This is a genomic window from Brevundimonas sp. (genome assembly GCF_030656255.1).
Classification (GTDB): Bacteria; Pseudomonadota; Alphaproteobacteria; order Caulobacterales; family Caulobacteraceae; genus Brevundimonas.
The window spans coordinates 1-26967 of record NZ_JAUSOE010000157.1 but is presented as its reverse complement, the minus strand read 5'-3'; the positions used below and the strand labels follow the sequence as shown (position 1 = coordinate 26967).

At 66.6% G+C, this 26967-nt stretch carries 31 protein-coding genes and 1 tRNA gene; 25 read left to right on the top strand and 7 right to left on the bottom strand.

The genetic code is table 11. The features are described 5' to 3' along the window. From Q7J26_RS15765 to Q7J26_RS15755, 3 genes are all read left to right on the top strand, one after another. Nucleotides 1-937, top strand: a 937-nt coding sequence (locus Q7J26_RS15765; RefSeq protein ID WP_304937315.1) for a replication-associated recombination protein A, incomplete at its 5' end; no start/stop codon positions are given. Between the two features lie 16 nt (nt 938-953). Then, on the top strand, nt 954-1679 hold the full coding sequence (locus Q7J26_RS15760; RefSeq protein WP_304937314.1) for an RluA family pseudouridine synthase: 726 nt from the start codon (nt 954-956) through the stop codon (nt 1677-1679). 60 nt (nt 1680-1739) lie between these two features. Then, nucleotides 1740-2228, top strand: a complete 489-nt coding sequence (locus Q7J26_RS15755; RefSeq protein ID WP_304937313.1) for a hypothetical protein — start codon at nt 1740-1742, stop codon at nt 2226-2228. Here Q7J26_RS15755 and Q7J26_RS15750 read toward each other — a convergent pair whose 3' ends face one another. Then, nucleotides 2229-3422: a hypothetical protein gene (locus tag Q7J26_RS15750; RefSeq protein ID WP_304937312.1), complete on the bottom strand. Its 1194-nt coding sequence runs from the start codon at nt 3420-3422 to the stop codon at nt 2229-2231. Between the two features lie 145 nt (nt 3423-3567). Between Q7J26_RS15750 and crcB the strand changes: the two genes are divergently transcribed. From crcB to Q7J26_RS15730, 4 genes are read left to right on the top strand one after another with little or no spacing between them, the layout of a single operon-like run. After that, nucleotides 3568-3963 (top strand): fluoride efflux transporter CrcB, encoded by a 396-nt coding sequence (gene crcB, locus Q7J26_RS15745; RefSeq protein ID WP_304937311.1) that lies wholly within the window; start codon nt 3568-3570, stop codon nt 3961-3963. Next, entirely contained in the window at nt 3960-4985 is a 1026-nt protein-coding gene (locus Q7J26_RS15740) for an RluA family pseudouridine synthase (protein WP_271163940.1), read from the top strand. The genes crcB and Q7J26_RS15740 overlap by 4 nt, the downstream gene beginning before the upstream one ends. After that, nucleotides 4982-6472 (top strand): putative 2OG-Fe(II) oxygenase, encoded by a 1491-nt coding sequence (locus tag Q7J26_RS15735; protein ID WP_304937310.1) that lies wholly within the window; start codon nt 4982-4984, stop codon nt 6470-6472. Before Q7J26_RS15740 ends, Q7J26_RS15735 begins: the two co-directional genes overlap by 4 nt. A 17-nt stretch (nt 6473-6489) precedes the next feature. Beyond that, entirely contained in the window at nt 6490-7263 is a 774-nt protein-coding gene (locus Q7J26_RS15730; RefSeq protein WP_304937309.1) for an ATP12 family chaperone protein, read from the top strand. On the opposite strand, the gene Q7J26_RS15725 is transcribed toward Q7J26_RS15730, so the two are convergent. Next, nucleotides 7241-8008, bottom strand: coding sequence for a pseudouridine synthase (locus Q7J26_RS15725; protein WP_304937308.1), 768 nt, complete (start codon nt 8006-8008; stop codon nt 7241-7243). The genes Q7J26_RS15730 and Q7J26_RS15725 overlap by 23 nt on opposite strands. 366 nt (nt 8009-8374) lie before the next feature. On the opposite strand from Q7J26_RS15725, the gene Q7J26_RS15720 reads away from it, so the two are divergent. Next, nucleotides 8375-8776, top strand: coding sequence for a hypothetical protein (locus Q7J26_RS15720; protein WP_304937307.1), 402 nt, complete (start codon nt 8375-8377; stop codon nt 8774-8776). On the opposite strand, the gene Q7J26_RS15715 is transcribed toward Q7J26_RS15720, so the two are convergent. Then, entirely contained in the window at nt 8777-9409 is a 633-nt protein-coding gene (locus Q7J26_RS15715; protein WP_304937306.1) for a DUF938 domain-containing protein, read from the bottom strand. It lies immediately after the preceding gene. Nucleotides 9410-9510: 101 nt separating this feature from the next. Here Q7J26_RS15715 and Q7J26_RS15710 point away from each other — a divergent pair, with 101 nt between their 5' ends. The 8 genes from Q7J26_RS15710 (at nt 9511) to rplA (ending at nt 14193) form a co-directional block, all read left to right on the top strand. Beyond that, nucleotides 9511-9681 carry a hypothetical protein gene (locus tag Q7J26_RS15710; protein ID WP_304937305.1) on the top strand — a complete coding sequence of 57 codons (171 nt, stop codon included), beginning with the start codon at nt 9511-9513 and terminating at the stop codon, nt 9679-9681. Between the two features lie 95 nt (nt 9682-9776). After that, nucleotides 9777-11111 carry a hemolysin family protein gene (locus Q7J26_RS15705; protein WP_304937304.1) on the top strand — a complete coding sequence of 445 codons (1335 nt, stop codon included), beginning with the start codon at nt 9777-9779 and terminating at the stop codon, nt 11109-11111. 95 nt (nt 11112-11206) lie between these two features. Beyond that, nucleotides 11207-11282: transfer RNA gene (locus tag Q7J26_RS15700), tRNA-Trp, on the top strand. Nucleotides 11283-11352: 70 nt separating this feature from the next. Then, on the top strand, nt 11353-11652 hold the full coding sequence (secE, locus tag Q7J26_RS15695; protein WP_304937303.1) for a preprotein translocase subunit SecE: 300 nt from the start codon (nt 11353-11355) through the stop codon (nt 11650-11652). Between the two features lie 13 nt (nt 11653-11665). Next, nucleotides 11666-12241 (top strand): transcription termination/antitermination protein NusG, encoded by a 576-nt coding sequence (gene nusG / locus Q7J26_RS15690; RefSeq protein WP_304937302.1) that lies wholly within the window; start codon nt 11666-11668, stop codon nt 12239-12241. 153 nt (nt 12242-12394) lie between these two features. Further along, nucleotides 12395-12895: a GFA family protein gene (locus Q7J26_RS15685; RefSeq protein ID WP_304937301.1), complete on the top strand. Its 501-nt coding sequence runs from the start codon at nt 12395-12397 to the stop codon at nt 12893-12895. 173 nt (nt 12896-13068) lie between these two features. Continuing rightward, the gene (gene rplK, locus Q7J26_RS15680; RefSeq protein WP_304937300.1) at nt 13069-13500 is read left to right on the top strand and encodes a 50S ribosomal protein L11; all 432 of its coding nucleotides are present in this window, start codon (nt 13069-13071) and stop codon (nt 13498-13500) included. A gap of 3 nt (nt 13501-13503) precedes the next feature. Then, nucleotides 13504-14193 (top strand): 50S ribosomal protein L1, encoded by a 690-nt coding sequence (gene rplA, locus Q7J26_RS15675; protein WP_304937299.1) that lies wholly within the window; start codon nt 13504-13506, stop codon nt 14191-14193. 76 nt (nt 14194-14269) lie between these two features. Here rplA and Q7J26_RS15670 read toward each other — a convergent pair whose 3' ends face one another. Continuing rightward, complete coding sequence (locus tag Q7J26_RS15670; protein WP_304937298.1) at nt 14270-14878, bottom strand: NAD(P)-dependent oxidoreductase; 609 nt, start codon at nt 14876-14878, stop codon at nt 14270-14272. A 68-nt stretch (nt 14879-14946) separates the two neighbouring features. On the opposite strand from Q7J26_RS15670, the gene Q7J26_RS15665 reads away from it, so the two are divergent. From Q7J26_RS15665 to rplL, 5 genes are all read left to right on the top strand, one after another. Then, nucleotides 14947-15339, top strand: a complete 393-nt coding sequence (locus Q7J26_RS15665) for a helix-turn-helix domain-containing protein (protein WP_304937297.1) — start codon at nt 14947-14949, stop codon at nt 15337-15339. A 72-nt stretch (nt 15340-15411) separates the two neighbouring features. Further along, nucleotides 15412-15861: an NUDIX hydrolase gene (locus Q7J26_RS15660; RefSeq protein ID WP_304937296.1), complete on the top strand. Its 450-nt coding sequence runs from the start codon at nt 15412-15414 to the stop codon at nt 15859-15861. A 111-nt stretch (nt 15862-15972) separates the two neighbouring features. Then, a complete protein-coding gene (locus Q7J26_RS15655; protein WP_304937295.1) occupies nt 15973-16443 on the top strand; it encodes a DUF2059 domain-containing protein in 471 nt (156 codons plus the stop codon). Between the two features lie 342 nt (nt 16444-16785). Continuing rightward, nucleotides 16786-17301 (top strand): 50S ribosomal protein L10, encoded by a 516-nt coding sequence (gene rplJ / locus Q7J26_RS15650; RefSeq protein WP_183195529.1) that lies wholly within the window; start codon nt 16786-16788, stop codon nt 17299-17301. Nucleotides 17302-17363: 62 nt separating this feature from the next. After that, the gene (rplL, locus tag Q7J26_RS15645) at nt 17364-17747 is read left to right on the top strand and encodes a 50S ribosomal protein L7/L12 (RefSeq protein ID WP_183195528.1); all 384 of its coding nucleotides are present in this window, start codon (nt 17364-17366) and stop codon (nt 17745-17747) included. 108 nt (nt 17748-17855) lie between these two features. Here the strand turns inward: rplL and Q7J26_RS15640 are convergent, their stop codons facing one another. Further along, on the bottom strand, nt 17856-18764 hold the full coding sequence (locus Q7J26_RS15640; protein WP_304937294.1) for a PHB depolymerase family esterase: 909 nt from the start codon (nt 18762-18764) through the stop codon (nt 17856-17858). 131 nt (nt 18765-18895) lie between these two features. Between Q7J26_RS15640 and Q7J26_RS15635 the strand changes: the two genes are divergently transcribed. Next, nucleotides 18896-19576, top strand: a complete 681-nt coding sequence (locus Q7J26_RS15635; protein ID WP_304937293.1) for a type 1 glutamine amidotransferase domain-containing protein — start codon at nt 18896-18898, stop codon at nt 19574-19576. 183 nt (nt 19577-19759) lie between these two features. Here Q7J26_RS15635 and Q7J26_RS15630 read toward each other — a convergent pair whose 3' ends face one another. Continuing rightward, the gene (locus tag Q7J26_RS15630) at nt 19760-21733 is read right to left on the bottom strand and encodes a M61 family metallopeptidase (RefSeq protein ID WP_304937292.1); all 1974 of its coding nucleotides are present in this window, start codon (nt 21731-21733) and stop codon (nt 19760-19762) included. A 334-nt stretch (nt 21734-22067) separates the two neighbouring features. Continuing rightward, complete coding sequence (locus tag Q7J26_RS15625) at nt 22068-24023, bottom strand: M61 family metallopeptidase (protein ID WP_304937291.1); 1956 nt, start codon at nt 24021-24023, stop codon at nt 22068-22070. Between the two features lie 260 nt (nt 24024-24283). Here Q7J26_RS15625 and serS point away from each other — a divergent pair, with 260 nt between their 5' ends. The 3 genes from serS to Q7J26_RS15610 all read left to right on the top strand — a co-directional run. Beyond that, complete coding sequence (gene serS, locus Q7J26_RS15620) at nt 24284-25756, top strand: serine--tRNA ligase (RefSeq protein ID WP_304937290.1); 1473 nt, start codon at nt 24284-24286, stop codon at nt 25754-25756. Continuing rightward, a complete protein-coding gene (gene surE / locus Q7J26_RS15615) occupies nt 25756-26550 on the top strand; it encodes a 5'/3'-nucleotidase SurE (protein ID WP_304937289.1) in 795 nt (264 codons plus the stop codon). The genes serS and surE overlap by 1 nt, the downstream gene beginning before the upstream one ends. Beyond that, the coding region (locus Q7J26_RS15610; RefSeq protein WP_304937288.1) for a protein-L-isoaspartate O-methyltransferase at nt 26547-26967 on the top strand (421 nt) is incomplete at its 3' end. The genes surE and Q7J26_RS15610, both read left to right, overlap by 4 nt.

Below are 26967 nucleotides of genomic sequence, written 5' to 3'. Positions count from 1 at the left end.
CGAGGCCGGGGTCGTCACCCTGGTTGGGGCCACGACCGAAAACCCCAGTTTCGAGCTGAACGGGGCGCTGCTGTCGCGGTCGCAGGTCTATGTGCTGAAGCGGCTGGACGACGCGGCGCTGGATCAGCTGTTGACGCGGGCCGAGGCGCATATGGAGAAGGCCCTGCCGCTGTCGCCCGAGGCGCGCCAGGCCATGCTGGCCCTGGCCGACGGCGACGGTCGCTATCTGCTGACCATGTCGGAGGTGCTGTTCGACCTGCCTGAAGGCGAGAGGCTGGACGTTCAGGGGCTGGCCGGCGTGCTGCAACGCCGCGCGCCCGCCTACGACAAGTCGAGAGAAGAACACTACAACCTGATCTCTGCCCTACATAAATCGGTGCGGGGGTCGGACCCGGACGCGGCCCTGTACTGGCTGGCGCGAATGCTGAACGGGGGCGAGGACCCGCTCTATCTGGCGCGCCGGATCGTGCGGATGGCGGTCGAGGACATCGGCGAGGCGGACCCGCTGTCGATCCTGGTCGCCAATGCAGCCAAGGACACTTACGATTTCCTGGGTAGTCCCGAGGGCGAACTGGCCCTGGCCCAGGCCGTGGTCCACCTGGCGACCGCGCCCAAGTCGGTGGGGGTGTACGAAGCCTTCAAGGCGGCCAAGAAGGCGGCCTATGAGACGGGGTCGCTGATGCCGCCGGCCCATATTCGCAACGCCCCGACCAAGCTGATGAAGTCGCTGGGCTACGGCAAGGGCTATCAATATGACCCGGACACGCCCGAGGGTTTCTCGGGCGCGAACTTCTTCCCCGACGAGATGGAGCGCCGCACCTTCTACAAGCCCAAGGGCGAGGGGCATGAGGAGAAGGTCAAGGCGCGTCTGGAGCGTTGGGCCGAGATGCGGGCGCGGCTTGCCAAGGACGCGGCGGTGGACGGGGCAGGGGACTGACCTCTAGAAGCCCCCGATGACAACCCGCACCCCCGTCGCCCTGTCCGAGGATGAGATCGCCGCCGTCCGGTCGTGGGTGATCCACGAGGACGCACACGTCATCGCCTTTTCCAAGCCGTCCGGCCTGTCCAGTCAGGGCGGGCGGATTCAGGCCCATACGCTGGACGATCTGCTGTGGGCCTTCGCGCGGTCGAACGGCAAACGGCCGGAGCTGGTGCATCGGCTGGACCGCGACACCTCGGGCGTGATCCTGGCGGCCAAGACCAAGCCGGCGGCGGGTTTTCTGGGCAAGGCGCTGCAGATGCGGCGGTTCCGCAAACAGTATCTGGCCCTGCTGTCCGCCGCGCCGGAGCCGGCGTCCGGGACCATCGACGCCCCGCTGCGGCGTGAGGAGATCGGGCGCGAGTCCTATATGCGCGTCGTCGCCTTCGACGCGCCCGGGGCGCAAGGCTCGCAGAGCCGCTATCGGACCCTGGCCGCCAACGACCAGGGCGCGGTGGTAGAGCTGGAGCCGCTAACCGGGCGGATGCACCAGCTGCGGGTCCATATGGCCCATCTGGGTCGGCCGCTGATCGGGGACGTTCGCTATGGCGGGGCGTTGACGACAGAGGTGGGGCCGGCGCCGCGCCTGATGCTGCACGCCGCCAAGCTGAGCTTTCCCCATCCGGAGGGCGGGACGACGACGGTCGAGGCGCCGCCGCCCGCCGATTTCGCGGCCCTTCGTGAGGCCCTGAGCCTGTAGGCCTCTGGACGGAACGTCTCGGCTGAAGCAACGCTATGCTGTCCAAAGGGAGACACCGCCATGAAGCGTATCGTCATTCTCGGCATCGCCGCATCCACCCTGGCGCTGAGCGCCTGCGCCAGCCTGGCCCCCTATGGCGCCCAGCGCGCGCCGGGCGGGCAGGGGTATTCGGAGCAGAGGATCGAATCCAACCGTTTCCGCGTCACCTATGACGGCGTCGGCGCGCCGGGCGCAGTTGCCAACTATGCGCTGGTGCGGGCCGCCGACCTGACCACCGAACAGGGCTATGACTGGTTCGAAGTGACCCAGAGCTGGACCGACGGCCGGCCCGGCGGCGCGGGCGGGGTGCGGCCCAGCGTCTCCATCGGCGGGGGCTCCAGCCGTTACGGCGGCTATTCGGCCTCGGGCGTCGGCGTGGGCCTGGGCCTGAACTTCAGCGGCCCCAGCCCGACCTCGACCTCGCTGGAGATCGTCATGGGACGGGGCCAGAAGCCCGACCGTCCGAACGCCTATGACGCCCGGTCGGTGCAGGCCTCCATCCCGCGCTGATCAGCGCCCTCTCGTCAGGGCGCGGTACTCGACCAGTCGTTCCTTGTCGCGCCGCACCTGGTCGCCGACGGTGTTGTCCACGTCCAGCGAGGCGTAACGGACCCAGCTTTCGGCGCCCAGTTTGGCCTGGATGGCGTCGGCCGGCGTCTGCCAGCGGAAATAGGACAGCCAGGACACGCCGAAGGCGAGCACGATGGCCAGAACCTGTAACAGGCGGAAGCCGACCTCGTTGGTGGTCGGGGCCGGCACGAAGGCGAAGACGATCAGCCAGATCAGCAGCACCGTCGGCGTGGTGATCCGCCCCAGCCAGCGCATCCAGTAGCGCTCGCGCCGCACCCGCCACAGCTCCATCTGGATGAACTTCTCCAGATATTCCATCCGCGCGCCGATCCACAGGACCAGCCGCGTTAAGTAGAGGGCGCGCTGGCCCCAGGCCTTGCCGTCCATCTGATAGGTGGTCTCCGCCTGGTCTGACAGGGCCCGGGCGTTGGTGAACAGGTTCTGCAACTCCCGCGTCCGCTGAACGATCTCGCGCGACAGCTCGTAGGAATCATTCTCCAGCCGGAATCGGTACTGGATGAACAGGATGGTCGAGACGCCGAAGAAGAGTCCGCCCGTGATGAGCATGGCCAGGACGCTCAGCCCCAAACCAGCGGGTTGGCCGCCGGCCCAGCCTGCGAACAGGGTCGGTCCCATCTCGGCCAGGATGGCGAAGGCGATCAAGGCCAGCGCCTGGGTCAGCCGTTTGACGCCGACATGGACGCACAGGGCGCGGAAGATGCGCCGACCATAGGCGTGAACCCGGCCGCGGATGTCGCGGTCGGCCGGGAACCGTTCCTCGATCTGGCGCGAGAACAGGACGTGGAAACGGTCGGGCTTTTTCTCGTTCTCCCAGAAGGGAAAGATGTCGAGCGGCTGGTTGAAATAGAGGTCGATATTGCCTGAGATTTTGGCGATTGAGGCGTCGTCCAGGGTGAAATAGTCGCTCTCCTGGATGGGGCGCAGCACGCCTTCATCGGACACGGCCGGGGTGTCGTTGGGCGTCGGATTCGGCGGCGGCGCGCGGGGCGTCTCAGGCGCCTCTTCCGCCAGATCGTGCGGCTGTGCGGCGGCCGGCGCCTCCGGTGCGACGGCGGGCGGCGGCGGCGTCATTGTCGGCGCGATCACCGGGCTCTGGCTGTCTTCCTGCGACATGACTTGGCTTCCCCAAAACCGCTTCCCGACTTCCGTCGGATATCGCCGTTAACTCTGTCTCAAGGCAAGTGAAGTTTCGGTCAGACGGGCGTGACGGCGCCGGAGGCTTCGCTTTCGGCGGCGGCGGCGTATATAGCGCCGGATCATGACACGGTTTCTTCTTGTCGCCGCCGGCGGAGCCCTGGGCTCGATGGCCCGGTTCGGCCTCGGCCTTCTGGCCGCTCGACTGGCCCCGAACGCCGGATGGCCGATGGGCACCTTCGCCGCCAATGTTCTGGGCGGTCTGGCCATGGGCCTGCTGATCGGTTGGCTGGCCTTCAAGGGCGGGGCGCAGCAGGAGACGATCCGCCTGTTCGCCGCGGTCGGCGTGCTGGGCGGTTTCACCACCTTCTCCTCCTATTCCCTGGAGGCGGTGATGATGATCGAGCGGCGGGATTACGCCCTGGCCGCCGCTTATGTCGTCGGTTCGGTGGTTTTGGCCATTGTCGCCCTCTTTATCGGCCTGATGGTCGCCCGCCGCGCCTTTGGAGCCGCCCTTTGACCGACCAGCCCCCCATTGAGGACGCGCCCAAGCGTGAAGTCCTGACCATCTATGTCGCCGAGGACGAGGACGGCATCCGGCTGGACCGCTGGTTCCGCCGGCGCTGGCCACACCTGTCCAACATCCAGGTGCAGAAGATGGCCCGCAGCGGGCAGATTCGCGTGGACGGCGCCCGGATCAAGCCGGAAGGCCGCCTGACCGCCGGCGCCGCCGTGCGCGTGCCGCCGATCCCGGACGACACCTCGCGTCAGGCCGGGGATCTGCATACCCTGTCGGAACGCGACATCGCCTTCGCCAAGTCGCTGGTCCTTTATGAAGACGACATGGTCATCGCCATCAACAAGCCGCACGGCCTGGCCGTCCAGGGCGGCACCAAGACCAGTCGCCACGTTGATCGCCTGCTGTCGGCCTGGGGCGAGGGGATGGACCGGCCGCGCCTGGTCCACCGTCTGGACCGCGACACTTCGGGCGTCCTGCTGCTGGGCAAGGGACCGGAGGCCGCCAAGCGTCTGGCGGGCGCCTTCGCCCGTCGTCAGGCCAAGAAGACCTACTGGGCCATCGTCATCGGCAATCCGAAACCCTATTCGGGCCAGATCGACATGCCGCTGAAGAAGACCGGCATCAACGATTTCGAGATGATGCGCCCGGCCGAGCGCAAGGACCCTAAGGCCGAGCCGGCCGAAACGGCCTTCAGCACGGTGTCGCGCGCCTCGCACCGCGCCTCGTGGATGGCCCTGCGGCCCTTTACCGGCCGGACACACCAGCTGCGCGCCCATATGGCCGGGATCGGCCACCCGATCCTGGGCGATCCCAAATACGGCGACGAGAAATCCAGGGAACTGTCCGGCCCGCTGAAGCTGCAGCTTCACGCCCGCAGCATCGAGCTGGATCACCCGCGCGGCGGCGTGCTGAAGGTCACGGCGCCCCTGAGCCCCGAAATGAAGGCCGGCTTCGCCCACTTCGGCTTCTCTGAGGACGAGGCGGAGGACGATCCGTTCCTGGGCGTGAAGAGAATTCGGTGACGGCCGAGGTTCAGGCCACGGTCGAACAGGCCAAGCGTCTGGCCGCGCTTGGACGAATCGATCAGGCGCTGGCGCTGTTGGCCGATGTGACCGCGCGCGCGGATGCGCCGTGGCAGACCCTGTCGGTCCATGCCGATCTTTTGAAACGGGCCGGGCGGTTGGAGGAGAGCGCCGACCTGTCGCGGCGCCTAGTCGCCCTGCGGCCCCAGAGCGTGCCTGCCCGTCACAACCTGGCCTCGACCCTGGGCGACCTGGGCCGGGCCGAGGCGGCGGAGGCGACATGTCGCGAGACCCTGGCCATCGGCGGCGACGCACCCGAGACCTGGTTGGTGCTGGCCCGCGCGCTTCAGGCCCAGAACCGGTTCGACGCGGCGCAAACGGCCTATGGCGAGGCTCTGGCGCGACGCCCCGCCTACGCCGACGCCCTGCGCGACCTCAGCCAGTTGATCTGGATGCAGGGCGCCGGTCTGGAGGCGGCCTGCGCGCCGCTGGATAAGGCCATCGCGGCGGCGCCGGGCGAACCGGTCCTGCGTCAGATCAAGGCCCGTCTGCTGGACTACGCCGGTCAGCCGCAGGCCGCCTATCAGGTGCTGACGGCGGGGGCGCTGGATGCGCCGGGCGAACTGGCGGCGGCCCAGGCGATACAGCGGCTGGACCCTGAACGCGCCCTGGCTCATGCGGACCGGGCGGCCGTGATGGCGGGCGGACCGGTGATCGCTGTTCTCGTCGTCCAGGCTGAATGCCGGCTGGCTCTGGGTCAGGCCGCGGCCGCCATGGTTCATATCGATACCCTGCGGCGGATCGCCCCGACCAACCAGCACGTGCTGGCTTGTCAGGCCACGGCCTGGCGGATGCTGGGCGATCCACGCTACGACCAGATGTACGACTATGCCGCCTTCGTGCGGCCCTATCGGCTGGAAGCGCCGTCGGGGTGGGCGTCGCTGGAGGCCTATCTGGTCGATCTGGCGCAAGCGCTGCACGGCCTGCACGGGCTGAAGGCCCATCCGATCGGCCAGTCGTTGCGCGGCGGATCCCAGACGACGGCCAAACTGTCGGAAAGCCGGGATCCGGCCATCCTCGCCTTCTTCCAGGTCATCGACGCGCCGATCCGGGCCTATATGGCCGCCCTGGGGCCGGGTGAGGATCCGCTGCGGGCGCGCAACACCGGCGACTATCGTCTTCAGGGCAGTTGGTCGGTGCGTCTGCATCCCCACGGTTTCCACGCCGACCATATTCACGCCGAGGGCTGGCTGTCCTCGGCCTGTCACATCGAACTGCCGTCTTCGGTAACGGGGGCGGACGAGGGGCGCGAGGGCTGGTTGCGGTTTGGGGCCCCGCCCGGCGTGCCGACGCTGGAGGCCCAGCATCATGTGCGGCCCCAGCCGGGAACCCTGGTGATCTTCCCTTCCTATATGTGGCACGGCACCCAGCCGTTCGGCGGCGACGAGACGCGGCTGACCCTGGCGTTCGACGTCGTGCCGGCCTGAACTGTACGGACGATCCGATGACTGATTCCAACACCCCGCACCGCCCCCGCTTCGTCGAACTGTCGCCCGACCGGGTGTCGCGGTTCTGGACCGCCGTGTCGGTCGGACCTCACGCCGCCAATCCTTCTGAAGGGGGCGGCTGGGCCGTGCTGCTGGACGGGCGCACGCCCAAGACCCCGGCCAAAGCGCCGCTGGCGCTGCCGACCCAGGCCGCGGCCCAGCTGGTGGCTGACGAATGGGCGGCCCAGGGTCAGTTCCTGGATCCCTCGACCATGCCCGCGACCCGTCTGGCCTCGACCGCCATAGACCGGATCGGCCAGGCGCGCGAGCCGGTGGCGGACGAGATCGCCGCCTATGCCGGCTCGGACGTGGTCTGTTATCTGGCCGAGCATCCCACGCCCCTGGTCGAGCGCCAGCAGCGCGAATGGGGACCGTGGCGCGACTGGGCCGCGCGCGAGATGGGGGTGGCGCTGGAGGCCGCGACGGGGATCGTGCACCGCGCCCAGTCGCCCGAGGCCATGGCGCGGGTGAAGGCCCACGCCCTCTCGCTGGACGATTTCAGGCTGACCGGACTGGCGACGGCCGTGCCCCTGCTGGGGTCGGCGGTGCTAGGTCTGGCGCTGGAGCGCGGCGTGCTGGCCGGCGGGACGGCCTTCGACCTGTCCCGCATCGACGAGATGTTCCAGGAAGATCAGTGGGGCGTGGACGCCGAGGCCGCCGAACGGACGGCCGCGCGGCGGGCTGAGGCCGAACTGCTGGAGCAGTGGTTTAGAGCGTTGACGCCGCAATAAGGGCGGCGCGCTCTTCGGGCGTCAGGTGACGCCAGCGGCCTTCGGGCAGATCGCCCAACTCCAGCGGGCCGATGCGGACGCGGTACAGGTCCACGACCTCCAGCCCGACCAGTTCGCACATGCGGCGGATCTGGCGATACTTGCCCTCGGTCAGGACGAAGCGCAGGCGTTGCGGCGCGATCTGGGTGACGCGGGCGGGCTTGAGCGGCTTGTCGTTCAGCACCAGGCCGTGGCGCAGGCGGCTGAGCTTGCCCTCGGTGATCGCCCCGTCGACGACGACCAGATATTCCTTGTCGAGTTCGGACGCCGGCCCGATCACCGCCTTGGCCACCACGCCGTCCGACGACAGCAGCAACAGGCCGCGCGAATCCTCGTCCAGCCGACCGATCGGGGGCAGGGAGGCGTCGCGGGCGGGGGTCTCGCCCTCGCCGATACGGTTGGGGGTCTTCAGCAGGCGCACGGCGGGGATCTTGCCCGGGTCCGGCTGGCCCGAGACGTAGCCGACCGGCTTGTGCAGCACCAGGGTCATGCCCGAGGCCAGGGCCTGCTGGGCGGTGTCGTTCAGAGTCAGGGTCTGGCCCGGCTCGATCTTGCGGCCGGCGTCGCTGATGGTCTCGCCGTCGATGGAGACCAGGCCCTCGGCGATCAGGCTCTCGGCCTCGCGTCGCGAACAGACGCCGGTCTGGCCCAGCCACTTGTTTACGCGGACGGGTTCGTCGCCGTCATAGGTGCGGGTGAAGGCCATCGGATTCCGTCGCTCAATCAATGGCGCTGTCTAGGGCGGGGCGCGGGTGCGAGCAAGCGGATCGAGGCTGTCATGATCACCTTGGCTTCAAGCGTGGGTGCGCAAGGTTGATCCGGCCGGATATTTCACTATATCAGGCGACATTCCACAAACGATCCAGAGTGCGGGACGACCACCGTCGGACCCGTCGATTTTCGTTTTTCTGGTCATTCGTGTCGATGGTTCGGCGGTCTTCGTCGCAGAATCTCGATCTTTATTGAAACCCTAGAAGGAGACGTCTTGTACGCTCAAAGCAAATCTTCCGCCGGACCCCGTCGCACTGGTTACAACCGTCCTGTTCCCACCCGGCTGCGCATGGGGCTGGTGATGCGACGTGACATGGAATTCGGCGAACTGGGCGACGTCGAAGGGGCGCTGCGGGCTGAAGGCGTGGGCCTCGCGCCCATCTCGACCGGCGACGCCAGCCTGATCACCGGCGGCGTCACCGTGCTGGCGACGGCGACGGCGACGGATATCGTCGAGGGCCGGCTGAAGGGCCTGGTCGTGCCGGGCGGGTCGCAGGATGAGGCGTCGTTGGCCGCCGTGAAGTCGTTGATCGAGCTGGCGCGCGCCCATGATCTGCTGGTCATCGCCTTCGCCGACGGCGTGGCTGTGGCTGCGGAATGCTTCGGCGTGGCGGCCGAGGCGCATGGCGCGGTGTTCCGGGACGGCAAGGCGACCCTGCTGAACGAACGCGCCCAGCTTTCGGCCGCTGTCAGCGCGCTCTGATCAGGCGCTTCTGAACAGCAGACTCAGGTTGTTCGACGGCATCTGGACCCGGCGCGTGGCCGCAAGGCCATGCGACCGGGCCAGGGTCTCGACCGCCGCACGTTCTCGCAGGCCCCAGGCCGGGTTTCGCGTTTTCAGACTGTCGTCGAAGGCCGCGTTCGAGGCCGCCAGCGGTACCTCGGCTTCCCGATAGGGGCCGTACAGAACCAGCAGACCGCCGGGGCGTCGCAGGATGCGACCGGCCAGATCCATCAGCCCCTCGGTCGCCGACCAGGGGCTGATGTGCGTCATGTTCGCACAATAGACGACGTCGAACCGATCTTGCGGCCAAGTCGCTGGATCGGCGGCGTCCACCGCCAACGGCGGGCGCAGGTTCGACGGACCGGCCCGCCGCCAGGCCGAGAGACTGTCGCGCGCCTGTGGGCTGGGATCGCTGGGCGTCCAGTCCAGACCGGGCAGGGCCGAGGCGAAGGTCAGGGCGTGGTCGCCCGATCCGGCCGCGATCTCCAGCACCCGCCCGCGCGCCGGCAGATGCGCGCGCAGCACGTCCAGGATCGGGGCGGCGTTGCGCTGGGCCGCCGGAGACGACAAGGCGCCGTCGGGTAGGGCGTCGAGGGAGTCCAGAGTCTGCATGGCCTTCTCTTAGCCGTCCGGCGCGGGGAAGGGGAGGTCGAGCCGGTCTGCGATATTCGCCTGCGGGGGCGCCGGCTTGCCGGAAGGTTAAGTGATCGTTTATGTCCGTGATCGACCTTAAGCGATTGGTAACCACGATGCGGCGCGCGCTTCATATCGGACTGTTCATCGGCACCGTTCTGGGAATGAGCGCCTGCGCCTCGCAATATGACGCGAACGGGCGCCCCGTTTCCGGCGCCTATGGATCGGTCGAGGCGGGCCGGGCGGGCTGACGCGCAAGGAAAGCGTGGCGTAAAGCAGCGCCGTGCTCTAATGTCTTTGCGCGGACGCCGTCTGTTGCGCCGCGTTGGTCTCCAAAAACCCCTAGATGTTACTCATCGCTATTGTCGTCGTTCTGCTCCTGGTGGTGCTCAACGGCCTGTTCGCTATGACCGAGTTGGCGGTCGTTTCATCCCGGAGATCAAAGCTTCAGAGCCGGGCTGAGAAGGGAGATCGCGGGGCTCGCAAAGCGCTGAAGCTTGCCGAAGAACCGACACAGTTCCTGTCGGCTGTCCAGGTCGGCATCACTCTGATCGGCATTCTGGCGGGCGCTTATGGTCAGGCGACCATAGCGGGCGAATTGGATCTGATTCTGGAAGCCAACTTCCCGGCCCTGGCCGCCTATACCGAAATCTTCTCCACGGCCCTGGTCGTCGTCTGCATCACCTATATCTCGCTGATCGTCGGCGAACTGGTGCCAAAGCGGCTGGCCCTGATCTTCCCCGAGACGATCGCGGCCAAGATGGCGCCGCCGATCTCGACCCTGGCGATCGCGCTGAAACCCTTCGTGCTGCTGTTGACGGCCTCGACTTCGGGCATTTTGAAGCTGATGGGCGTCAAGGATCGCGACGGTTCTGACGTCACCCAGGAAGAGGTGGCCACCATCTTGGCGGAGGGCACCTCCGCCGGCCTGATCGAGCCCGAAGAACAGGTGATGATTGAGGAAATCCTGCGTCTGGGCGACCGCCCGGTGCGGGTGGCCATGACGCCACGCCATGACGTCTTCTGGATCGCCCTGGACGACCCCGAATCGGTGCTGCGCGAGGAAATCCGCACCTGCCCCTATTCGCGCATCGTGGTGGCGCGCGAGAGCGACGTCGATAATCCCCTGGGCGTGGTCCACAAAAAAGACCTGCTGGACGCCCTGCTGACCGACGGGCGGTTCGACATCGAGCCCCTGGTCGCAGAACCGGCCTTCATCCCCCAATCGACCTCGGTGCTGAAGGCGCTCGAGATCCTGAAGGGGTCCAAGGTCCACATGGCCTTCATCGTTGACGAATACGGCGCCTTCGAAGGCGTGGTGACCGCGACCGATATCCTGGAAATGATCGCCGGCGACTTCAACGAGGGTCATGACGAAGAGCAGGCCTGGATTCATCAGCGCGCCGACGGCAGCTGGCTGGTCGACGGCCAGACCGATCTGGACGAACTGGCCGACAAGCTGGGCGAGGACTTCGGGGAGCACGAAGGCTTCCACACCGTCGCCGGTCTGATTCTGCACCAGCTGTCGCGCGTGCCGGACGAGGGCGAGGTGGTGCAAGTCGGTCGATTCGAAGTCGAGGTCGTCGATATGGACGATCGTCGCATCGACAAGCTGATCTTCAAGGAACTGATCCAGGCCCAGGACGAGCGGGCCGCCATAGCCGCGCATCTGGAAGACTAGTCGCAAGTGTCACATCGCCCTTGAAATGACGGGCGGCGTCGGGCATACGCCCCCCTCTGGCGAACGCACGGACCCGAGGGTTCGCGCGATTGTCTAGGAGTTTAGCTCAGCTGGTAGAGCACCGGTCTCCAAAACCGGGGGTCGTGGGTTCGAGTCCCCCAACTCCTGCCAATCCCCCCTGTCGCTGCCGGATGGGACTTCCCATCTGGGGCGACAGGAACAATTGTGTGAAGAGCAACTGATGGCCAAGGCCAAATCTCCCGGCAAGCGGCCCCAGGCGGGCGCCAAGCCCCAGACGGCTGCGGCTGCGGCCGCCATCACCGTCGATGCGCCCGCGCCCAAGAAGCCGCGCACCAGCCCCGGCGACTTCTACAAGCAGGTCATGGCCGAGGGTCGCAAGATCGTGTGGCCCAGCCGCAAGGAGACCTGGATCACCTCGGTGATGGTCTTCATCATGGTGGTCATCGCCGCGATCTTCTTCTGGATCGTGGACACCGGTCTCGGTTTCGCCTTCCGCTACATCATCGCTCTCGGATCCTGAGAAAGACGCGCCCATGACCGATGCAGCGCCCGCAAAGCCCGCCAATCCGCGCCACAAGTGGTATATCGTCAACGCCTACTCGAACTTCGAGAAGAAGGTGGCGGAACAACTGCGCGACCAGGCCAAGCAGCAAGGCCTGGAAGACGCCTTCTCCGAAATCCTGGTTCCGACCGAGGACGTCGTCGAGATCCGTCGCGGCCGCAAGGTGAACTCGGAGCGTAAATTCTTCCCCGGCTATGTGCTGGTGAAGATGGAAATGACCGACCAGGCCTATCACCTGGTCAAGAACACGCCGAAGGTCACGGGCTTCCTGGGCGCCGCCGGCGGCACCAAGCCCCTGCCGGTCTCCGAACGTGAAGTTCAGAACATCATCGGCCAGGTGGAAGAGGGCGTCGAACGTCCGAAGCCCACCATCCGTTTCGACATCGGCGAGAAGGTCAAGGTCATCGACGGACCGTTCGCCAGCTTCGACGGTTCGGTGGAGAGCGTCGACGAAGAACAGGCCCGCCTGCGTGTCGCCGTCTCCATCTTCGGCCGCGCCACGCCGGTCGAGCTGGAATACGCCCAGGTGGAGAAGGTCACGGGCTGATCGCCCTCTGACCATTCAGATTTGAAGCCGCGTCCGAAAGGACGCGGCTTTTTTCTTGTCGCGTCGTCTTCTCTCCGAAACGGTAGGCCGAGCAGGGGGGGCGTGTTGCCTTCCGCCCTCGGCTGCTGGATGTTACATCCGGTCAGGGGGGATATGATGTCGGCGGATAGGATCCATGAAGGCGGCTGCGCCTGCGGCGTGGTGCGCTATCAGGTCGCCGGCGAACCGATCTTCGTCAACAACTGTCACTGCCGCCTTTGCCAGAGGCAGACCGGGTCCACCTCCGTGGTCAACGCCTTCTATGAGACGGAACGGCTGACCCTGATTGAAGGCCAGCTCTCCGATCACACCGTCCCGGCGGGCAGCGGCGGACCTCACGTCATACGTCGCTGCAAATCCTGCGGCGTGGCCGTGTGGAGCCACTATCCCCGTCTTGGTCGGCTAGGCGCAGGCGTGCGGGTCGGCACGCTGGATCAACCCGGTGATTTTAGGCCTGATGCGATCATCTTTACCGAGAACGCCATGCCCTGGGCGGTCTTCCCGGACGACATTCCCGTGTTCGAGACGATCTATGACCAGACGCAGCTGTTGCCGCCCGAGCGGGTCCAACGGCTGACGGCTCTGATCGAACGGCGCAAGGCGGGTGAGGGTTGAGGCGGAGCGCCGCGTTCGACCTCCGTTTGCCTTTCCTCCCCCCCTCTGTTACACGCGCGCCTTCGCTCGGCGGGTCTCGGCTCGCGGGGCGGCAAATCCGTGGGAGGCAGCCATGCCGCACCACGGCTCACCGGCCCTGCGTTCATTCGCCGGGTCATTCATAGGAGAGACCAATGGCCAAGAAGATTCTCGGCTATATCAAGCTGCAAGTGCCGGCCGGTGCGGCCACGCCTTCGCCCCCGATCGGCCCCGCTCTGGGTCAACGCGGCGTGAACATCATGGGCTTCTGCAAGGAGTTCAACGCGCGGACCGAGAAGGAAGCCAAGGGCACCCCGCTTCCGACCGTCATCACCGTCTATCAGGACAAGTCGTTCACCTTCATCACCAAGACGCCGCCGGCGACGTGGTACCTGAAGCAGGCCACCGGCCTGAAGTCGGGTTCGAAGCTGGTCGGCCGTGAAGTCGCAGGCAAGATCACGCAGGCGCAACTGCGCGAGATCGCCGAAAAGAAGATGAAAGATCTGAACGCCAACGACCTCGACGCGGCGGCCAAGATCATCGAAGGCTCCGCCCGCGCGATGGGCCTCGAAGTGGTGGAGGGCTAACCCATGGCCAAGCAAACCAAGGCTCAAAAAGCCCGTACCGGCGACACTCAGGCCCTGATGGCCTATGCCGACGCTATCAAGCTGGTGAAGGACAACGCCAAGTCCAAGTTCGACGAGTCGATCGAGATCGCCGTAAACTTGGGCGTCGACCCGCGTCACGCCGACCAACAGGTCCGCGGCGTGGTCAACCTGCCGTCGGGTACGGGCCGTGACGTTCGCGTCGCCGTCTTCGCCAAGGACGCCAAGGCCGCCGAAGCCACCGCAGCCGGCGCTGAACACGTCGGCGCCGAAGATCTGTACGAAAAGATCGCTGGCGGCTTCATGGAGTTCGACCGCGTGATCGCGTCGCCGGACATGATGGCCCTGGTCGGCCGTCTGGGTAAGGTTCTGGGCCCGCGCGGCCTGATGCCGAACCCGAAGGTCGGCACCGTGACCCCGAACGTGGCCCAGGCCGTCAAGGACGCCAAGGGCGGCGCCGTCGAGTTCCGCGTCGAGAAGGCGGGCATCGTCCACGCCGGCATCGGCAAGGTCTCGTTCACCCAGGACGCCCTGGAAGCCAACGTGAAGGCCATCGTGGACGCCCTGGTGCGTTCCAAGCCGGCCGGCGCCAAGGGCACCTATGTGAAGCGCATCAGCCTGTCTTCGACGATGGGCCCGGGCTTCAAGGTCGACCCGGCCTCGCTGGGCGCCTAAGCGTTCAACGTCCCAGAATGACGAAGGCCCCGGAGAGCGATCTCCGGGGCCTTTTTCTTGATCGGTGTCCGACGCGTCAGTAGGCGGCGGTGAAACGGGCGCGGCTGTGTTTGTGCTGTTCCAGCTCATCGACCATAGCGATGGCGTAGTCGGCGAAGCTGATCTTGCTGTCGCCCTTGTCGTCGACGATCAGCTGGTCGGTTCCGAGACGATAATGGCCCAGGCGCGGGCCTTCCTCGATGAAGGCGGCGGGCGAGAAGAAGGTCCAGTCGATCTGCATCTCGCCGCGCAGGACTTCCAGGAAGGCGATGCCGCCTTGGGCGAAGGTCTTCCAGTCTTCCGGGAACTCGGGCGTGTCGATCAGGAGGACACCGGGCGCCACCTCCAGGCTGGCGGCGCCGCCAGTGACCAGCAGGCGGGGAACCCCAGCGGCCTTCAGCGCCCCCAGCAGAGTCGCAGCGGGCACGTCGAAATGGAGGGCGCTGATCACCGCGTCGGAGCCCTTGATGATCTCGGCCAGGGCGGCGACGTCGGCGGCGTCGCCGGCGACCGGGGTGACGCCGGACAGGGCGGGAATGGCCTGGGGCTTGCGTGCTACGGCGACGACGGAATGACCGCGCGCGGCCAGTTCCTTGGTGATTTCCGAGCCGGCGCGACCGCTGGCGCCGAGGACCGTGACGTTCATGGATGATCTCCTGTGGTATCCAACGGGTACCAAGTGTTATGAACCGCGCCATGTCACAAGAAGGCACTTTGCTCTCATCTGGTCACCTGGCGGAAACTCCCCGTCCCAGCGTCTATTCCGCCGCCTGTCCGACGCGGCAACTGCTGGACCGGATCGCCGACAAGTGGACGACCCTGGTGCTGACGACGCTGCGGGACGACCCAATGCGGTTCAACGCCCTGCGTCGCCAGATCGAAGGCGTGTCGCAGAAGATGCTGAGCCAGACCCTGCGCCAGTTGGAACGGGACGGGCTGGTCACACGCACGGTCACGCCGACCGTGCCGGTGTCGGTCTCCTACGCCCTGACGCCGCTGGGTTTGACCCTGGTTGAGGCGATGCAGGCGATGATCGACTGGGCCGAGGACAATATGACCGAGGTCGCAAAGGCTCAGGTCGCCTATGACGGTCGGCGGTTGGACTGAACTTTCCGCAGCTGGAATGGTTGACGCGGTCGCGGAAACCGCGTTTGGAACCGCCGCCGACGAGGGATGTCCATGGCCAAGACAGTAAAGCGCTCCGGCCGGTCGGAGACCCGCCAGGTCGCGGCCCTGTCGTGGCGCATGGGCGCCTCCGGTCCCGAGATCCTGATGATCACCTCGCGCGAGACGCGGCGCTGGGTGATTCCCAAGGGCGGACGGATGGCCGGAAAGACCGACGCTGAGGCCGCCGCACAGGAAGCCTTCGAGGAGGCCGGGGTGCGGGGGGCGGTCGGGGACGCTTCCATCGGTCATTTCCGCTATTCCAAGATCGTACGCAACGGCGACCTGCGGTCCTATGTCGTGGCCGTCTATCCGCTGGAGGTGCTGGTGCAGTTGGGCGACTGGCCCGAGGCGCATCAGCGTGAACGGCGCTGGATGAGCCCGGCGGAAGCGGCGGCGGCGGTCAGCGAGCCGGATCTGACGGCCCTGATCCGCGCCTTTGCAGCCACGCCGCCCGTAGAATAAGCCCCCCCACGGCTGAATCATCTGGCCAAATTTGGAGCTAGGCGGAATAAATCGGGGCGGAGGGCTGACATGACTGGAATTCGTGAGTGGATCTTGGCCGGGGCGATTGCCTTGGCCTTTTCCGGGCCGACCTTTGCTCAGGATGCTGGACTTCAGCGCCGCACCGAGATGTCACGCGAGTTGATCACCCTGTCCGCAGGGCCGAATTTCATGAAGCTGATCGAGCAATCTGTCAGCGACCAGCTTGAAAAATCGATCCATGATCAGTCGGCGGAAGCGGTCTGGGTGCGAGAAAACATGCCGGCCATGGCGCGGCGCATGATGACCCGCATAATGGACGACATGGCGCCCCTTTACGCCCAAACCTTCAATGAGGCGGAGCTGTCGGCGCAGATCGACTTCTATCGAACACCCGTCGGTCGCAGTGTGGCGTCAAAGACAGTCGAACTTGGTCTGGCGCAGGAGGAGATGCTGCAGGGCGCCATGGCCAGCTTTCTCACCGAGTTCGAGGCGAAATATTGCGCCCAGTTCGACTGTGGCGGCGAGGACGGCCAGGCGGCCGTCAAGCCGGGTCGTTCTTGAACCTCGAACTGATATAGCCCTGCCTATAAGATAGGCGGCTTGATTTCCAACGGCGACGCCTGTATGAGCGCCGCTTCCCGTCGAAGGTTCGCCTTTGACGGTCCTGTCCGAGAACTTCGGGGCGTGGGGGTCACCCAGGCCATAACTGTCAGAGAGCCCTCTGACGCCGTGGGGAGATGGGGACGCGACCTACGCTGTCAGCCCGCATTCCGGGACGGACGCCGTCAGACGCATCCTTCGGACAATACGACCGGCCTGAACGCTTCGCAGCGATGCGCGGCGCTTTGGCCAATCCGTCGTCGGGAATAAGCCCGGCGGCGAATGCCAAGACTGGAGACCGCAATGGACCGCGCTCAAAAAGCCGAGTCGATCGAAACGCTCAAGGGCGTATTCGCCGACGCCGGCTCCGTGGTCGTGACCCACAACCTGGGTCTGACCGTTGCGGAAATGGAAGATCTGCGCGGACGTCTTCGTAAAGAAGGCGGCGCGTTCAAGGTGGTCAAGAACCGCCTGGCGCTGAAGGCGCTCGAAGCCGAAGAAGGCAGCGAATTCCACGGCCTGTTCAAGGGTCCCGTGGGCATCGCATACGCCGAGAACCCCGGTACGGCCGCCAAGGTCGCCACCGAGTTCGCCAAGGCCAACGATCGCTTCAAGATCGTCGGCGGCTTCATGGGCGACACCGTCGTCGATCAGAAGGGCGTGGAAGTTCTTTCCAAGCTCCCGACGCTCGACGAAGTGCGCAGCCAAATCATCGGCCTGCTCAATGCGCCTGCGACCAAGATCGCCGGCGTGCTGCAAGCACCCGCCGGTCAGCTGGCTCGCGTGTTCAACGCCTACGCCACCAAGGAAGCCGCGTAAGCGGCACAGCCTTTCATCTCTGCATCACTCTCTAAAACCAATCCTCCGAAGGAAAACTGACAATGGCTGACCTCGCCAAGATCGTCGAAGACCTGTCCGCTCTGACCGTTCTCGAAGCTGCTGAACTGTCGAAGCTGCTTGAAGAAAAGTGGGGCGTCAGCGCCGCTGCTCCCGTCGCCATGGCCATGCCGGCCGGTGGTGGTGCTGCTCCGGCTGAAGCCGCCGAAGAGCAAACCGAATTCACCGTTGTCCTGATCGACGGCGGCGACAAGAAGATCAACGTGATCAAGGAAGTCCGTGGCGTGCGTTCGGACCTGGGTCTGAAGGAAGCCAAGGACCTGGTCGAAGGCGCTCCGCAGAACGTCGTCGAGAACGTCTCCAAGCAAGTCGCCGACGAAGTCGCCAAGAAGCTGACGGAAGCCGGCGCCAAGGTCCAGATCAAGTAAGATCTGACTTTCGGCATTTGCTGAATATCGGAAAGGCCCGGCGGGAAACCGCCGGGTCTTTCTTTTTGGCCTATCGCCCTTCGGGCTACTTGAGGCCGTTGGCGACGATCAGTCCTGCCGTGAGTAACGGGCGAAGAAGGCCCACATGGCTTCGTTGTCGGCGACCCAGCTGTGGCCGCCGTCGCGGGTGATGCGGCCGACGACCTCGGCGCCGTCGCGGCAGTCGGCATAGCCTTCCTCATAGACCGACGCCGAGACCCAGTGCGTCGGGCGGGTGCTGGCGCAGCCGTTCAACTGGGCCCAGCGCTGCTCGGCCGCGTGCATCGTATAGCTCCAGTAGGGGGCGCCGCCGCCCTGGATCGGGTTGGTGGTGTCGGCGTCGCCGGCGAAGGCGATGAGCGGCATGGGACGCGAGGGGCGGCAGGTGGCGGGATCGGGTCGTTCAGGCGCGTTCCTGCGCGGATTGCCGGCCCGCAGGCCGACCACCGGCGCGATGGCGGCGAACCGGTCGGCCGCCACGCAGCCCAGCCAGGACGTCATCCGCCCGCCGCCCGACAGGCCGGTGGCGTAGACCCGGCTGTCGTCGACGCAGCCTTGGGACGCCAGTTCCTCGACCGTCTCCACCAGGAAGGCGACGTCGTCGGCGTCCTGTGGACCCGGCACATCGCCGGTGATGGTCGGCACGCCAGGCACATTCCAGACGAAGCCCCGTTCGACCGGAATGCCCGCGTCGGGCGCGGCGACGATGAAGCCGTGGCGGTCGGCGGTTTCGGCCAGGCCTGAAGCGTTCAGGATCGCCGCCCCCGTGCGTCCGCTGCCGTGCAGGACGAAGACCAGGGGCGCAGGCTTGGCGGGGTCGAAGCCGCGCGGAACATGGATCTGCACCGTGCGCCGGTTGGGACCGAACGCGACGCTGCGCGTGGCGCCGGGCGCCCCGATCGTGCAGTCGGCCTTGGCGATGGACGCCAGTCCAAATGCGCCCAGTCCGAACGCCAAGGCTCCGAGCCAATGTCTCATGCCGTGTGTCTCCTTATGTACTGGCCGGCAGGGTGGAGCGATTCCTGGATGCGCCACACAGGCCGGTCGCCGACCATTGGCGGGATCGGTCTGGCTTCCCATTTGTTAGGCCTGAAAAGGAGATCCCCCACATGAAGATCCTGACGGTTCTGACCTCGCACGATCAACTCGGCGACACCGGCAAGAAGACCGGTTTCTGGCTCGAGGAACTGGCTGCCCCCTATTATGCGATGAAGGACGCGGGCGCCGAGATCGTGCTGGCCTCGCCCAAGGGCGGGCAGCCGCCGCTGGACCCCAAGAGCGATGACGCCGACGCCCAGACCGAGGACACCCGCCGGTTCAAGGCCGATACGGAAGCTCAAGCGGCGCTGGCTTCGACCGTCGAACTGGCATCGGTGAAGGCCGAGGATTTCGACGCCGTCTTCTATCCGGGCGGGCACGGTCCGCTGTGGGACCTGGCGAACGACGCCGATTCCATCGCCCTGATCGATGCCTTCGCCAAGGCGGACAAGCCGACCGGCTTCGTCTGCCATGCGCCGGGCGTGCTGAAGTCGGTCCATGGGCCGGACGGCAAGCCGCTGGTCGAGGGCCGCAAGGTGACGGGCTTCACCAACTCGGAAGAGGAGGCCGTGGGCCTGACAGAAGTGGTGCCCTTCCTGGTCGAGAATGTGCTGATCGCCAACGGCGGCGACTATTCCAAGGGGCCGGACTGGGGGTCGTATGTCGTGGTCGACGGCAAGCTGGTGACGGGTCAGAATCCGGGCTCGTCGCGTGAGGCGGCCGAGGCGCTGCTGGGGTTGTTGAAGGGCTGAAGCTCACCTCTCCGCGCGCGAAGGCGCGTGGGGAGGACAGATCGCCCTAGCGATCAGGAGGGGGCCACTCCGACGGTGGGGATGACCCCAAGAGCTTCAGCCACCGAGTCGCCCCCTCCTGGCGCTCGCTGACGCTCCCGCCTGTCCTCCCCGTCGGCCTTCGCCGACGGGGAGGTGATCGTTCTAGCGCCGACGTGGAGCGAGGATGTCCGACAGGCGGTCCGGCGTGCCCTCGATCCGTTCCAGGCGCGGATAGCGCAGGCCGTCATGGTAGTCGAAGGCGACGGTGCGGAAGCGGTCGCCGGACTTGATCAGCAGTTCGAGGGGGGCGTTTGTGCCCTTGGCCGCAGTGACGGCGTTGCGGAGCGCCTCGGCCGAGCTGGCCTTGCCGTTGACGGCGACCAGGCTCCAGCCCGCGCCGATTCCCTGTTCGAAGGCGGGGCCGTCCCAGCGGATATTGGTCAGCTTGTCGCCGGCTAGGGTGAAGCCCAGCGAATACTGGAAGTCGTTGGCCCAGCCGGTGTTGACGGCCTTTTCGTCGGCGGTGGGGGCATCCGTATAGGTCAGGCGCCAGCCGCCGCGTTCGATCCCCGCCAAGGGAGCGCGGGCGTCGGGGCCGACGGCGTCGAGCCGGTCGCGCAGGAAGCCGGCCCAGTCGTGCGGGTGGACGGCGTTCAGGGCGGCGACGACCTGGTCGAAGGTGTAGCCCTGGGGATCCCATTCGCCGTCGCCATGGCCGAAAAAGCCCTTGGCGAAGTCGTCGAGCGACTTGCGGCCATTGGTCTCGGCCCGGATCAGGGTGTCGGCGTCCAGCCAGACCAGCAGGCTTTCGCGGTAGTAGTCGCCGGTGCCCCGCATCCACGAGGGGAACTGGCCGGGGACGCGGTAGCCGAGGAGGTTGTGGTTGTTCGTGTCCTGAAGCGCGCGCCACTGACGACCCGGCTGGTTTTCATAGAAGGCGGCGACATTGGCGAGGGTGGCGAGGGCCACGCCCTTGGAATGCAGGCCCGCGCGGGCGGCCAGGACGTCGCCCCAGTATTCGGTCTGGCCCTCATAGACCCACAGCAGGGTGTTTTGGGTCGGGACGTTGTGGTTGGCGGTCAGTTCGTCCGCCGGGCGCATGAACTTGCCATTCCAGGAGTGGGTGTACTCGTGCGGCAGCAGGCCCCGGTCGCCGGCGCTCTTGGCCCAGTCGGTGAAGAAGCCGGGGGCGCCGGTGTTCTCGGACGAGCGGTGATGCTCCAGGCCGATGCCGCCCATCTGATCGGTCAGGGCGAACAGGAACTCATAGTTATCGAAATGGCGGGCGCCGAACAGGCGGTCGGCCTGCTGGACCATGTTTTCGTAGAGCTTGAGCTGGTCCTCGGTGGCGGCCAAGCCCTTGGCCTCGTCGGCGAGGAGGTTCAGGTGGACCCGGTCGCCGCTCGGGTCGATGTCGACGCGACGGTAGTGGGCGCCGGCGAACATCGGGCTGTCGATCAGGGTGTAGAGGTCCGTCGTCTCGAAGGTCGCGACGCCGCCGTTCCGGGACGCCGTGGTCAGGGCCGTGCCGTAGTTCCAGCCGGCGGGCAGGGCGACGGAGGCGGCGACCGGGATCTGGCGGCTGTAGTAGCCGGCCGGATAGAGGATGGCCTTCTCCCACTGCAGATTGACCATGGCCGGGGTCATCAGGACGCGCCAGTTGGAGCTGTCCGGCTGGGTCAGTTGCTGGAAGGCGACCTCGATCTGGGTCACGCCCGCCGGTATGTCGAGGTGGAAGGCGTAGGGTTCGAGGGTGTCGCGCAGCCACTCGATTCGCTGCCCGTTCGCCGTGACGGTCAGGCCGGCCAGCAGTTGGATCGGGCCGGTGTCGGCGTGGTTGCCGGGCAGGTATTTCGGATAGAGCAGGGTCAGGGGGCCGGGACCGGCGACGGGAATGGTCTGGCTGACACGGATGATGCGGCGGTCGAGGTCGGTGATGTCGGCCCGGTACTGGATGACGCCGGGATAGGGGGTGTCGGCAGGGGCGGGGATGGACGGCTGAGGCCGGGGCAGGGCCAGGGCGGCCTGGGTCGGGTCGGTGACGACCAGCGTGGACTGGAAGTCCTGGGCCAGGGCTGGGGCGGCGGTCATCAGGGCGGCGAGGCAGGCGGCGGCGGTCAGGCGGGTACGCGGCATCAGGTCATCCGAACATGAGGGCAGGCGCGCACCGTCGAGGAGCGGGGGAGGGGCGTCAAGGGACACAACGTCACCTCTCCGCGCGCGAAGGCGCGGGGGGAGACGACGCCGGCCTTCCTTTCGTCATTCCGGGCGAAGCGTAGCGGAGATCCGGAACCCAGCGGCGCGCGAGAGCGCGAACCTGTCGCGGACCAGGTGTTTCGACACCTTGGGGCGGATGGATTTCGCCTTCGGCGCCGCTGGGTTCCGGGTCTTCGGGCCAAGCGGCCCTTCGCCCGGAATGACGAAAGAGAAGAGAGGCCAGCGCCCACAATGATGCTGGTGTGGGTGAGCGTCAGCGCTTGCGGGGCGTCAGGATGTCGCTGAGGCGGTCGGGGGTTCCTGCGACCCGTTCTAGGCGCGGGTAGCGCAGGCCGTCGTGGTAGGGGAGGGCGACGGTCTTGTACTGGTCGCCGTCCTTGACGATCAGGGTCACGGACACGGCGGGATCCTTGGCGGCGGTGACGGCGGCGGCGAGGCGGTCGGGGTTGGAGGCCTGGCCGTTGACGGCGACGACCTCCATGCCCGGCGCCAGGCCGGCGTCGAAGGCGGGGCTGCCCCACTGGACGCTGCGGATGGCGTTGTTTTCGCCGGTCTGGAAGCCCAGCGAATAGGTGAAGTCGTTGCGCTTCAGCTCTCCAAACAGGGTCTTCTGATAGGCGGTGGGCGTCTCGCCATAGGCCAGTCGCCAGCCGCCGCGCGTCAGGCCGTCTAGAGGCGCGTGGGCGTTCGGGGCGGTCGCGTCGAGCCGGGTGCGCAGGAAGCTGGCCCAGTCGTTGGCGACGACGCCGTTCAGAGCCGCGACCACGTCCTCGAAGGTGTAGGGCGCCGGTTCGAAACTGCCGTCCTGGACGCCGTAGAAGGCCTTGGCGAAGTCGTCGAGCGACTTGCGGCCGCCCGTCATCTCCCGGATCGTCGTGTCGACGTCGAGCCAGATCAGCTGGCCCTCCGAGTAATAGTCCTCGTCCCGCTGCCACGACAGCCAGGGCTTGGGCTGGCGCTGGCTGATGATCGGGTCGTTGGTGGTGTCCTGAAGCGCGCGCCACTGACGGCCGACGCGGGCGTCATAGGTCGCGGCGGTCAGGGCCAGGGACTCCATCGCCTGGTCCTTGGTCAGCAGACCCGAGCGGGCGGCGACCACCTGGCCATAATACTGGGTCTGGCCTTCATAGACCCAGAGCAGACTGTTCTGCATCGGGCTGTTGAAGTTGGGGACGAGCTGGTCGGCGGGGCGACGCCATTTGCCGTCCCAGGAATGGTTCATCTCGTGGCTGAGCAGGTCGCGGTCGCCGAGATGGGTGTCCCAGCCGGTGAAGAATTCCGGATCGACCGAGTTTTCGGAACTGCGATGATGTTCCAGCCCGATGCCGCCCAGCTTGTCGGTCATGGCGATCAGGAAGTCGTAGTGGTCGAAGTGGCGCGCGCCGTACAGGCGGTCCATCTGATCGACCAGATTGCGCAGGATCTGGATCTGCTCGTCCGTGGCCTCCAGGCTCTTGGCCTCGTCGGCGACGAAGTTGGCGCGAACGGGCGAGCGGCCGCCGGGGTTCAGGTCGATCTGGCGATAGTGGAGGCCGGCGAAGACCGGGCTGTCGATCAGGACTTCCAGATTGACCGGCTTGAAGGTCTGGAGGTCGCCGGTCTTGGTCTGGGGCTCCAGCGCCGTGCCGAATTGCCAGCCGGTCGGGAACTTGACCGTCGGCTGAACCATGATGTTCCGCGACCAGTGGCCGGCGGGATAGAGCAGCATCTTCTCCCACTGGATGTTCAGCATCTCGGGCGTCATCGTCACCCGGCCCTGGTTGCCGCTGGTCGGCGACAGGTGCTGCATCTTGATCTTCAGCTCGGTCGCGCCGGCCGGAACCGTGACGTGGTAGGCGAAGGGCGACAGGGTGTCGCGCACCCATTCGACGCGCTGGTCATTCGCCGTGATCTCGATGCCCGCCAGCTGGGCGATGGGCCCCACGGGGCCGTGGTTGCCGGGCAGCCATTCGGGGAAGAACAGGGTCATCGGCCCGGCCTGGCTCACCGGAATGGTCTCGGTAACGCCGAAGATGTGCTGGGCCAGGTTGGTGGCGTCGATATCCAGGGTGATCACGCCGGGATAGGCGACGTCCCGCGCCTCGGGGATCGGCGACTGGGGCGCGGGCAGGGCCGGCGGATAGGTCGAAGCCTGCTGGGCCAGGGCGGCGGGCGCGGCCGAGACGAGAAGAAGGGCGAGGCCGGCGGCGCTCAGGCGTGATCGGATCATTGACGAGGTCTCATGCCGCTTGGGGAGGTTGCGACAGTCCGCCGCAGCGGCGGAGGCGTCAAGCCGGCGATGTCGGACTTTGGCGAAAACAGTCCGACGGGGGCAAGCCGGTGCATGAATTGAACCCGGGGGGTAAAACCGACGCCGGCTTCTGACGCCGCAAAAGGCTTAAGCGGGGTCGTGCGGCTTCCTGCCGTTGCCCGACTCCGCGCGGGCGGGTAGAGCGTTCGGCTTCTCCCGCCCAGCCGAAGTTCCAGACCATGCACGATATCCGAGCCATTCGCGAGAACCCCCAGGTTTACGTGGCCGGTTGGTCGTCGCGCGGGGTGGACGAGCCGGACGGCCTGGTGGCGGAAATCCTGCGGCTGGACGCCGAACTGCGCCACGCCCAGACGACGGGCCAAGACGCCCTGGCCAAGCGCAACGCCGCCTCCAAACTGATCGGCGCCGCCATGGGCAAGAAGGACATGGCCGAGGCCGACCGGCTGAAGGCCGAGGTCGAGGCGCTGAAGGGCGACATCGCGGCGGCCGCCGAGGTCGAGGCCCGCGTCGGCAAGGAGCTGCGCGACCTGCTGGCGGCGCAGAAGAATCTGGCGGCCGAGGATGTGCCGGACGGCGAGGACGAGGCGGGCAATGTCGAGGTCTCGACCTGGGGCGAGCCGCGTCGTGACGGTCCGGCCAAGGATCACGCCGACCTGGGCGAGGCCCTGGGGATGCTGGACTTCGAGGCGGCGGCCAAGATGTCGGGCGCCCGGTTCGCGGTGCTGAAGGGCCAGCTGGCGCGGCTGGAACGGGCCGTGGGCCAGTTCATGCTGGATATGCAGACGGACCAGCACGGGTATCTGGAAGTGAATCCGCCGCTGCTGGTGCGGGACGAGGCGATGTTCGGGACTGGGCAGTTGCCGAAGTTCGAGGAGGATTTGTTCAAGATTCCCGAGGTTGACCGGGAGCTTTGGAACACCCTGCTTGGCAGTGACGCCATTTTCGACGCCGTTTGCGGTGACTGGCACCCCGAATATGAGGCCGCCATTCAGAGCAAAGGGCATGCGGCGATCTTCGTTCGTCGCCGCTTCGAAGAAGCTCTGGCGACGATTTCCAATGACGCCCGACTGATGAAGCCGGTTTCCCGCTACCTCATCCCCACCGCCGAAGTCTCTCTGACCAATCTGGTGCGCGAGACCATCCTGTCCGAGGACGAGTTGGCGACGCCGATGCGGATGACGGCGCTGACGCCGTGCTTCCGGGCCGAGGCGGGGTCGGCGGGGCGGGATACGCGCGGGCTGATCCGCCAGCACCAGTTCTCCAAGGTCGAGATGGTGTCGATCGCGCGGCCGGAAGACTCCGACGCCGAGCACGAGCGGATGACGGCCTGCGCCGAGGCGGTGCTGAAGGCGCTGGAGTTGCCGTTCCGGCGGATGCTGCTGTGCAAGGGCGACATGGGCTTCTCGGCCCAGAAGACCTTCGACCTGGAGGTCTGGCTGCCCAGCCAGGGGACCTATCGCGAGATCAGCAGCTGCTCGAACTGCGGGGACTTCCAGGCGCGGCGCATGGATGCGCGGTTCAAGCGGGCCGGCGAGAAGAAGACCGAGTTCGTCCATACGCTTAACGGGTCGGGCCTGGCGGTCGGGCGAACCCTGGTGGCGATCATGGAGAACTATCAGCAGGAGGACGGGCGGATCGCGGTGCCGACGGTGTTGCAGCCCTATATGGGCGGTCGCGAGTTCGTAGGCTGATGCGTATCCTCCTGACAAACGACGACGGGATCGAGGCGGAAGGTCTTGAATCCCTTGAGCGGATCGCGCGGACCCTGAGCGACGACATCTGGGTGTGTGCGCCCGCCGTCGAACAGTCGGCGAAGGGGCGGGGCATCACTCTGAGCGAGCCGTTGCGGGTGCATAAGCACGGCGAGCGGCGGTTCTCGGTGACGGGGACGCCGACCGACTGCGTCATCCTGGCCGTCAACGACCTGATGCCGGAGCGGCCGGACCTGGTGCTGTCCGGTGTGAACCGGGGGCATAATATCGGCGAGGACGTCAGCTATTCGGGCACGGTGGCGGGCGCCCTGCAGGGCATGGCCTTCGGCATCCGCTCCATCGCCCTGAGCCAGAGCCTGGAACGGTTCCACGACGAGGTGGTGGCGCACTGGGAGACGGCCGAGGCGTTCGCGCCGGCCGTCATCAGCCGTCTGCTGGAGCAGAAATGGGCCAATGGGGTGGTGATGAACGTCAACTTCCCCAATCTGCCGCCCGAGCGGGTCGAGCAGATCGAGGTGACGACTCAGGGCTTCCGCGACGTGGGCGAGATGCATGCGGTTCGGCGCACCGACCTGCGTGGGCGCGACTACTACTGGATGAGCTTCCGCGGCGAGAAGCAGGAACATGCCGAGGGCACGGACCTGAGGGCCATCGAGGCGGGACGGATCTCGGTCACGCCGCTGCACATCGACCTGACCCATATGTCCAGCGTCCATGACCTGAAAAAGGTGCTGGGCGGGGCGCCGCCCAAGGCTGTGGTGAAGGCCGCATGAACCTGCACGACGACCGCGCCGGACGGCTGATCCTGTCGCTGCGCCAGCAGGGGGTGACCGACCCCCGGGTGCTGGGCGCGATGGAGAGCATCGACCGGGCGGTCTTCGTGCACGAGAAATTCCTGGACCAGGCCTGGGAAGACCAGGCCCTGCCCATCGACTGCGCCCAGACCATCAGCCAGCCCTATATCGTCGGCCTGATGACCCAGGCCCTGGACGTCCAGCCCCGCCATCGGGTGCTGGAGATCGGCACCGGCAGCGGATACCAGTGCGCGGTGCTGAGCCGGCTGGCGCGCTATGTCTATTCGGTGGAGCGGTACCGCAGCCTGCTTGTCGAGGCGGAGGCGAAGCTTCGGGCGCTGGAGATCGACAATGTCATCACCAAACACGGCGACGGCGGTCTGGGCTGGGTCGAAC